At 72.3% G+C, this 8,056-nt stretch carries 9 protein-coding genes; 6 read left to right on the forward strand and 3 right to left on the reverse strand.

Annotated features, from left to right (window positions below; translation table 11 throughout):
* The 5 genes from ACOJUF_RS09340 to ACOJUF_RS09360 form a co-directional block, all read left to right on the forward strand.
* A partial coding sequence (locus ACOJUF_RS09340) for a hypothetical protein (protein ID WP_420121586.1) occupies window positions 1–244 on the forward strand: 244 nt, incomplete at its 5' end.
* A 91-nt stretch (window positions 245–335) separates the two neighbouring features.
* On the forward strand, window positions 336–1,259 hold the full coding sequence (locus ACOJUF_RS09345) for an ABC transporter permease (protein WP_420121587.1): 924 nt from the start codon (window positions 336–338) through the stop codon (window positions 1,257–1,259).
* A 33-nt stretch (window positions 1,260–1,292) separates the two neighbouring features.
* Window positions 1,293–1,739, forward strand: a complete 447-nt coding sequence (locus ACOJUF_RS09350) for an SRPBCC family protein (RefSeq protein ID WP_420121588.1) — start codon at window positions 1,293–1,295, stop codon at window positions 1,737–1,739.
* Window positions 1,736–2,305 carry a TetR/AcrR family transcriptional regulator gene (locus ACOJUF_RS09355; protein ID WP_420121589.1) on the forward strand — a complete coding sequence of 190 codons (570 nt, stop codon included), beginning with the start codon at window positions 1,736–1,738 and terminating at the stop codon, window positions 2,303–2,305. The genes ACOJUF_RS09350 and ACOJUF_RS09355 overlap by 4 nt, the downstream gene beginning before the upstream one ends.
* Before the next feature lie 244 nt (window positions 2,306–2,549).
* On the forward strand, window positions 2,550–3,377 hold the full coding sequence (locus tag ACOJUF_RS09360; RefSeq protein WP_420121590.1) for an LLM class flavin-dependent oxidoreductase: 828 nt from the start codon (window positions 2,550–2,552) through the stop codon (window positions 3,375–3,377).
* Window positions 3,378–3,389: 12 nt separating this feature from the next.
* Here the strand turns inward: ACOJUF_RS09360 and uvrB are convergent, their stop codons facing one another.
* Together uvrB and coaE are read right to left on the reverse strand one after the other, a co-directional pair.
* Window positions 3,390–5,618, reverse strand: a complete 2,229-nt coding sequence (gene uvrB, locus ACOJUF_RS09365) for an excinuclease ABC subunit UvrB (RefSeq protein ID WP_420121591.1) — start codon at window positions 5,616–5,618, stop codon at window positions 3,390–3,392.
* A 10-nt stretch (window positions 5,619–5,628) separates the two neighbouring features.
* Complete coding sequence (gene coaE / locus ACOJUF_RS09370; protein WP_420121592.1) at window positions 5,629–6,873, reverse strand: dephospho-CoA kinase; 1,245 nt, start codon at window positions 6,871–6,873, stop codon at window positions 5,629–5,631.
* Between the two features lie 101 nt (window positions 6,874–6,974).
* On the opposite strand from coaE, the gene ACOJUF_RS09375 reads away from it, so the two are divergent.
* Entirely contained in the window at window positions 6,975–7,181 is a 207-nt protein-coding gene (locus ACOJUF_RS09375) for a hypothetical protein (RefSeq protein WP_420121593.1), read from the forward strand.
* Here ACOJUF_RS09375 and ACOJUF_RS09380 read toward each other — a convergent pair.
* Window positions 7,171–7,896 (reverse strand): hypothetical protein, encoded by a 726-nt coding sequence (locus tag ACOJUF_RS09380; protein WP_420121594.1) that lies wholly within the window; start codon window positions 7,894–7,896, stop codon window positions 7,171–7,173. The two genes, ACOJUF_RS09375 and ACOJUF_RS09380, sit on opposite strands and share 11 nt — an antisense overlap.
* Between the last annotated feature and the right edge of the window lie 160 nt (window positions 7,897–8,056).

Below are 8,056 nucleotides of genomic sequence, written 5' to 3' on the forward strand. Positions count from 1 at the left end.
CGACCTGGGTCGGACCCCGCCGGACGAGGCGGTCGCCGCCCTGGTCGCGGCCGGGGTCGCGGTGCGCTCGGCCGCTCCCCGGAACCGGCTGGAGGACGTGTTCCTGGCCATGGTCGACGCATCCGGTGCGGCCGGGTCGTCCAGCGACCACCCGTTGGCCCCGGACGGGGCCGCCGGATCCCCACCACCCGCGGACGGCGACCGGACGCCCGTCCCCAGCCAGCCGGGAGGGCAGGCGTCATGAGCGAGGCTTGCCGAGCGAATCATCAACACCCCCGTGTCGGCGTCCGCGCCGACGGCACCGAGCTCGCGAGGTGCCTCGGAAGGACGGCGTCATGAGCCCCGTGCATCAGGACCATTCGGCGGACGCGGCGGTCGCCGCGATGGTGAACGTGCGGGACGCCGTTCCGGTCAGCCGGGACGGCACGCCGGTCGGCTTCAACGCCAACCGCACCTTGCGCGTCCGGGTCGAGCTGAGCCGGCAGCTGCGGCGCCGGCGGACCCAGCTGGCCATCGGGTTCATGGCGCTGCTGCCGATCATCCTGGTGATCGCGTTCGCCTTCGGGTCCAACTCGGGGGCGCGCGGCGCGGTCAACCTGGTCGACCTGGCCACGTCGGGCTCGATCAACTTCGCGCTGGTCTCGCTGTTCTTCTCGGCGAGCTTCCTGCTGATCGTGGTGATCTCGCTGTTCTTCGGCGACACCATCGCGTCGGAGGCGTCGTGGTCGTCCCTGCGGTACCTGCTGGCGATGCCGGTGCCCCGGATCCGGTTGATCCGGCAGAAGGTGCTGGTCGCCGGCCTGTTGTCGCTGCTCGCGCTGCTGATCCTGCCGATCAGCGCGTTGATCGTCGGCGGCATCGCGTACGGCTGGAACCCGCTGTCGACCCCGGTCGGCGAACAGTTCACCTTTGCCGACGGGCTGCTGCGGATCGGCCTGATCGTGAGCTACGTGGCCATCCAGCTGACGTGGGTGGCCGGGTTGGCGCTGATGCTCTCGGTGCTGACCGACGCACCGCTCGGCGCGGTCGGCGGGGCCGTGTTGATCTCGATCCTGTCCCAGATCCTCAACCAGATCGACGCCCTGGGCGACCTGCGCAACTACCTGCCGACGAAGTACGCCTTCGCCTGGACCGGAGCGCTGGTCGACCCGATCCGGTGGGACGACATGGTGCGCGGCGGCTTCCTGAGCCTGGCCTACGCGGCCGTGTTCGGGGCCATCGCGGTGTTGCACTTCCGGCGCAAGGACGTCACCAGCTGACCGGCGGCCCAGCCTGGGTGTAACGTCTGTTACATGAGCGACCAGGGGACTGCCGTGGCGACGGCCCTGACCACCGCGACAGCCGACCAGGCCTGGGCCGTGCTCGCCGACCTGTCCGGGTGGCCGACGTGGTGCCCGACGGTGACGGAGGTGGAGCCGACCGATCCGGCCCGGCCCGCGGAGGTCGGCGCGACGTACCGGGTGCGGCAACCGAAGCTTCCGGTCGCGACCTGGACCGTCACCTCCTGGCGGCCCGGGTCCGGCTTCACCTGGGAATCGTCCGCGCCCGGTGTGCACAGCGTCGGGGTGCACGACCTGGTGCCGACGCCGGACGGGACCCGGATCGACCTCGAGCTCCGGTGGCGTGGCCCGCTCCGGTGGGTGCTGGTGCTGCTCTACGGCCGCCTGGCCCGGCGGTACGTGACGACCGAGGCGGCCGCGCTGGCCGCCCGCGCGGAGGGTGTCGCCGCGGACCGATGAGGTCATCGGACAACCCTCGGGACGAACTGCTCGACCGGGCCGTCGGTTGGTTCGCCGAGCACGGGATCGGCGACACGAGCATGCGGACGCTGGCCGCCGAGCTGGGCACCAGCGGACGCATGCTCCACTACCACTTCGGCTCTCGGGAGGGACTGCTCGCGGCGGTCGTCGAGCGGGTGGAACGGGGCGAGCGGGCCGTGCTCGCCGGCTACCTCACCGAAACCGACGACACCTTCGCGGCCGGGGCCCGTTTCTGGCCGCACGTCGCCGACGCGGCGCAGACCTTCGCGCCGCTGTTCTTCGAACTGTCCGCCCACGCGATGCACGGCCGGGACTACGCCGCGCCGCTGCGGGAGTGGCTGACCACCGGGTGGGTCGACGAGGTGTCGACCGCTCTCGTCGCCGCCGGTGTCCCCGCCGGCCGGGCGGCCGACCTGGCCCGGCTGGCCGTGGCCACCACGCGTGGCCTGCTGCTCGAACTTGCGATCACCGGCGATCGAACGGCCGCCGACCGGGCAATGGCCGAGTTCGCCGGGATGCTCCGGTTGGCCGCCGAACCGACCTGACGGCGCGCCGCGGGAACGTCTCCGCGGGAACGTCTCCGCGGAAACTCGGACGGTCCCGGTCCGGCCGATGGTCCGCGGCGACGAAGCAACGCGACGCCGCGGCGCCGGAGCAACGCGGTGGCGCGGAGAGCGTTTCCGCGGGAGCGTCGGCGACTCGACACGGGCGAGTGTCAGATCCCGGCGGTCCCGTTCGTGGTGGAGATGGACCCGGCGGACACTGGACCGGGCGACGAGAGGACATCACATGACCGACACCGCTGACGGCCGATCACGCGCGTTCCGATTCGGCATCGTGGCCCCCGTCCTGTCCGACGCGCGCACCTGGCGCGAACAGGTGCGGCGCATCGCCGGGCACGGCTATTCGATCGTGCTGATGCCTGATTTCCCGAAGCTGCAACCGGCGCCGGCGCCGGCGCTCGCCGTGGCCGCGACGCTCGCCGACGTGCGGGTCGGCACCTGGGTCTACGCCGCGCCGCTGCGCGCTCCCTGGTTGGCCGCGTGGGAGGCGCACTCGCTGACCACGCTGACCGACGGCCGGTTCGAGATGGGCGTCGGTGTGGGGCGGCCCGGCATCGAGGACGAGTTGCGCGAGCGCGGGCTGCCAGTGACCTCGCCCGGGGAGCGGCTGGAGCAGGTGCGCCAGATGGTGGCGCACCTGCGCGATCTCGACGGAGCACGGACTCGCACCCCGGTGGCGATGGCCGTAATCGGGCCGCGCGCCCAGGCCGTCGCCGCCGAGATCGCCGACACGGTCACGTTCGCGATGGCGCCGGACGAACCGCGAGCCACGGTGATGCGCCGGATTCAGGGCTTCCGGTCAAATCGTGAGGTCGAACTGTCCATGCACATCCCGGTCGTCGGTGAGGCGGTCTCACCGTTCATGGCTCCGCCGACCACCGACACGTCCGCGTTGCGCGCGAACGACTCCCTGGCCTACCTGCCGCCGGATCCGGCGGCGGCCGCCGACGAGCTGCGCCGCCGGCGGGAGGAGACGGGCACGTCCTACTTCGCCTTCGGGGCCGACAACGCGGACCGCTTCGCGCCGCTGGTCGCCGAACTGGCCGGCCGGTAGCCCGGCCGCCTCTCACTTCACCGCTTGCAGTTTCGCCTTGCCCTTGCCGCCCGGCTTGCCTGCGCCGGATCCGGCGGTGACGCCGGAGGCGTCCATGTCGCGGATCTCGCGCTTGAGCTCCTGGATCTCGTCCCGCAGGCGCCCGGCCAGCTCGAACTTGAGGTCCCGGGCGGCGGCCGTCATCTGGTCCGTCAGCTGGTGCACCAGGTCGGCCAGCTCGCTGCGGGCCATGCCGGCGGTGTTGTGGCCGGCGTAGACCCCGGAGGTCTTGACCCGAGGCTCGCCCTGCGACCGCCGGCCGCGGGACTGGCTCCGGCCCGAACCGCCGGTCGGCGGCGCCGTCTCGGCGTCGACCGACGACTCCGCCTCGGCGTACACCCGTTCCAGGATGTCGTTGATCTTCTTGCGCAGGGGCGCCGGGTCGATGCCGTTCGCGCGGTTGTACTCCTCCTGCTTGGCCCGGCGCCGGTTCGTCTCGTCGATCGCCCGTTCCATCGACGGGGTGATCTTGTCCGCGTACATGTGGACCTCGCCGTTGACGTTGCGCGCGGCGCGGCCGATCGTCTGGATCAGTGAGGTTTCCGAACGCAGGAAGCCTTCCTTGTCGGCATCCAGGATCGCGACCAACGAGACCTCGGGCAGGTCGAGCCCCTCCCGCAGCAGGTTGATGCCGACGAGGACGTCGAACTCGCCCATCCGCAGCTCACGCAGCAGCTCGACCCGGCGCAGGGTGTCGACCTCCGAGTGCAGGTACCGGACCCGGATGCCCAGCTCGAGCAGGTAGTCGGTGAGGTCCTCGGCCATCTTCTTGGTCAGCGTGGTGACCAGAACCCGCTCGTCGCGATCGGTCCGCGCCCGGATCTCGCCGATCAGGTCGTCGATCTGCCCGCGGGTGGGCTTGACGATGACCTCCGGGTCGACCAGGCCGGTCGGGCGGATCACCTGCTCGACGAACTCGCCCTGCGCCTGGCCCATCTCGTACGGGCCCGGGGTGGCCGACAGGTAGACCGTCTGCCCGAGCCGGTCGGCGAACTCCTCCCAGGTCAGCGGCCGGTTGTCCAGCGCCGAGGGCAGCCGGAACCCGTGGTCGACCAGCACCCGCTTGCGGGAGGCGTCACCCTCGTACATGGCTCCGATCTGCGGGACGGTCACGTGCGACTCGTCGATGACGAGCAGGAAGTCCTCAGGGAAGTAGTCGATCAGGGTGGCCGGCGCCGAGCCGGCCGGGCGCCCGTCGATGTGCCGGGAGTAGTTCTCGATGCCGGAACAGAAGCCGACCTGGCGCATCATCTCGACGTCGTAACTGGTGCGCATGCGCAGCCGCTGCGCCTCGAGCAGCTTGCCCTGCTTCTCCCTCTCGGCCAGCCGCTGCGCGAGCTCGGCCTCGATGCCGGCGATCGCCGTGGCCATCCGGTCGGGCCCGGCGACGTAGTGGGTGGCCGGGAAGATCCGCAGCGAGTCGACCTCGCGGACGATGTCGCCGGTGAGCGGGTGCAGGTAGTAGAGCCGCTCGACCTCGTCGCCGAAGAACTCGATCCGGATCGCCAGCTCCTCGTAGGCCGGGATGATCTCCACCGTGTCGCCGCGGGCCCGGAACGAGCCGCGGGTGAAGGACACGTCGTTGCGGGAGTACTGGATCTCGACCAGCGCCCGCAGCAGGGTGTCCCGATCGATCTCGTCGCCGACGGCGACCGGCAGCGACCGGTCCAGGTACGACTGGGGGGTGCCGAGGCCGTAGATGCAGGACACCGACGCGACCACGATGACGTCGCGCCGGGACAGCAGGGACATGGTCGCCGAGTGGCGCAGCCGCTCGACGTCGTTGTTGATCGAGGAGTCCTTCTCGATGTAGGTGTCCGTCTGCGGGACGTACGCCTCGGGCTGGTAGTAGTCGTAGTAGGAGACGAAGTACTCGACCGCGTTGTTCGGGAACAGCTCCCGCAGCTCGTTGGCCAGCTGCGCGGCCAGCGTCTTGTTCGGCGCCATGACCAGTGTCGGCCGCTGCACCTGCTCGACCAGCCAGGCCGTCGTGGCCGACTTGCCGGTGCCGGTGGCGCCGAGCAGCACGACGTCCTTCTCCCCCGCCTCGAGCCGGCGCTGCAGCTCGGCGATCGCCTGCGGCTGGTCGCCCGACGGGGTGTACTCGCTGACCACTTCGAAGCGGCCCGACGTGCGCGGGATGTCGCCGACCGGCCGGTGTTCGGAGACGGCGAGAACGGGGTGCTCGGTTGCGAAGGCCACGAAATGCAGGCTACGCGGACCCTCCGACAGTGCCCCTGTCCCCGGTTCCCGTGACCTCCGAGCCCGCGGCCGCCGGTTGCCACCCGGTGGCCGCGGCCCACCGCTCGGCCCGGTCGTGGGCGAAGCCGAACCAGGGCTCCTTGGCCTCCGCGTAGCGCAACTGGGTCGGGTCGTCCGCGTACCTCGCGGCCACCGCGACCTTGAGGTCCCGGTACTCGGCGAACGCCGCGGCGTCGGCGATCAGCCAGTCGCGGAACAGCAGGGCCCAGCGCCAGTTCGGGCGGTCCCGGATCCGTACGTGCAGGTTGACCGCACGCCCGGGATCGGCGTTGGCGTGGAACCGTTTGACCCAGTGGTCCGGGTCGTCGCCGGCCGGCCGCGGCAGGTCCTGCCAGCTGCCGTCGGACCGGGGGAATCCGGCCGCGGCGAGCGCGTCGGTCAGTTCGTCGGCGCTCGCGAGCGACTCGACGGCCAGCTGCAGGTCCAGCACGTCCTTGGCCGGCATCCCCGGGATGGCTGTCGAGCCGATGTGGTCCACCCGCCGGCCCCCGCAGGCGGCCGAGATCCGGGCGGCCAGCCGGCGCCCGTCCGCCGCCCACGACGGCCGGTGGTCGACCAGGGTCACCGGGCCCCGGGCCGCCCGTCGACCCGCCCGCACGTTGGCCTGGAAGGGGACCAACCGCTGCGTCCAGAGCGTGCGGACCTGCTCGGCCAGCTCGTCCGGCGCCCCGTCGTTGTCCAGGACGACATCGCACAGCGGGGCCCGCTGCTCCTCGGTCAGCTGGGCGGCGATCCGGGCCCGGGCATCGGCCTCGGTCAGCCCGCGGCCGACCAGCCGGCCGACCCGCCGTTGTTCGTCGGCGCGCACGCCGACCACGAGGTGGAAGGTGGCCGCGACGGCCAGGTCCACCAGCAGCGGGATGTCGTTCACGACGATCGCGTCGGCGGGCGCGGCCGCCCGGATCTGCTCGAAGCGGGCCCGCACCCGCGGATGCGTGATCGCCTCCAGGGTCCGCCGCGCGGCCGGGTCGGCGAAGACCACCGCCGCCAGCGCGGGCCTGTTCAGGGCGCCGTCTCCAGTGAGCACGGACGGGCCGAACGCCGCGGCGATCTCGGCCAGGCCGGGTGCGCCCGGCGCGACCACCTCCCGGGCCAGCTGGTCCGAGTCCGCCACCACGGCGCCCAGCTCCCGCAGGACGGTCGAGACGGTGGACTTGCCCGAACCGATGCCGCCGGTGACGGCCACAGTGATCACCGGCCCATCATCGCGCGTCCGGGTGCGCCGGTCGCAGTCCGGCCCGACACACCCGGCCGGCTCCGCGGCCGCCGGTCCCGCCGCCGCTAGCGTCGGGAATCGTGACGATCACGCTCACCCGCCCCAGCTCGACCGGGCCGGCCGGACGGCACCGCCTCGGCCGGCCGGGGCTGGTCCCGGCGAATGCGCTGGTGGTCGTGGTGTACCGCGGCTGGCTCAGCCACCTGCTGCGGCCCGCCCGCCACCGGTCGATCGAGGCCCGGCGGGACCGGAGCCGGTGGTGGGCGGCCCGGCCGGTCAGGCCTTGATGATCCGGGTCAGGGCCGACCCCGCCAGCTGGGGCAGGCCGCTGGTAAGGGTGGCCGCGTCGACCGAGGCCGGGGCCGCGATGGCCAGCGTCCAGTTGTCGTAGTCCATGACGATCAGGCCGCCGTCCCGCAGCGCGACCGTCGCCGGGTAGCCGTTGACCGTGGTCTGCGAGACCTGGCCGCCGTTGTCCGTCTCGTTCTGCACGGTGACCCCGACCTGCTTCTGGGCGGCCGCGGCGTCGGTGTAGGCGGTCAGTCGGAGGGTGACCTGGCCCGACTTCTTGTCGTCGGACAGCCCGTACAGGCAGCGCACCGATCCGGTCTGGCCCGCGTCGGTGTTGACCTCGGCGACCGCGACCTTGAGCCGGTCGTTCGGGATGTCGATGTTCAGGGCCTTCTTGACGTCCGCGGCGCTGATGATCGCGCCGCAATCGACCTTGAGCGGGTCGACGCCGGTGACGACGGGGGCTGCCGAGACCGAGGGGCTGGCCGATGCGGCCGGGCTCTCGCGGGCCGGGGCGGCGCTGCCGGTGGCCTCGCGGGAGCCCGCGGCCGCGGGTGCGCCCGAGGCCTCGGCGGAGCCGGACGGCACCTCGGCCCCGCTCGACACCGTGACCACGGCGGTGACCGTCCGGCGGGTGCCGGTGTCCGAACCGCAGGCCGACACGAGCAGCACGCCGGACAGGGCGGCGGCCAACACCAGGTGACGTCGCATGCCCCCACCGTAACGGTCGGACCGGGCCGCCCCGAGCAGCTGCCCACACCGACTTCACCGGCGTGTCAAGCCTTTCGCCCTGATCAGCAACTGCGGAAGGGCCGCCACCGAGACGGTGACGGCCCTTCCGGTTACCTCTGTGACGTGCGGCTCAGTTGCC

This window comes from Nakamurella sp., from assembly GCF_048594475.1.
GTDB lineage: Bacteria > Actinomycetota > Actinomycetes > Mycobacteriales > Nakamurellaceae > Nakamurella.

Excerpts from the sequence above, each read along its gene's own strand:
- ACOJUF_RS09360 (WP_420121590.1), top strand. The coding sequence starts at position 2,550 with ATGACCGACACCGCTGACGGCCGATCACGCGCGTTCCGATTCGGCATC.
- ACOJUF_RS09350 (WP_420121588.1), top strand. The coding sequence starts at position 1,293 with ATGAGCGACCAGGGGACTGCCGTGGCGACGGCCCTGACCACCGCGACA.
- ACOJUF_RS09345 (WP_420121587.1), top strand. The coding sequence starts at position 336 with ATGAGCCCCGTGCATCAGGACCATTCGGCGGACGCGGCGGTCGCCGCG.
- ACOJUF_RS09380 (WP_420121594.1), bottom strand. The coding sequence starts at position 7,896 with ATGCGACGTCACCTGGTGTTGGCCGCCGCCCTGTCCGGCGTGCTGCTC.
- ACOJUF_RS09355 (WP_420121589.1), top strand. The coding sequence starts at position 1,736 with ATGAGGTCATCGGACAACCCTCGGGACGAACTGCTCGACCGGGCCGTC.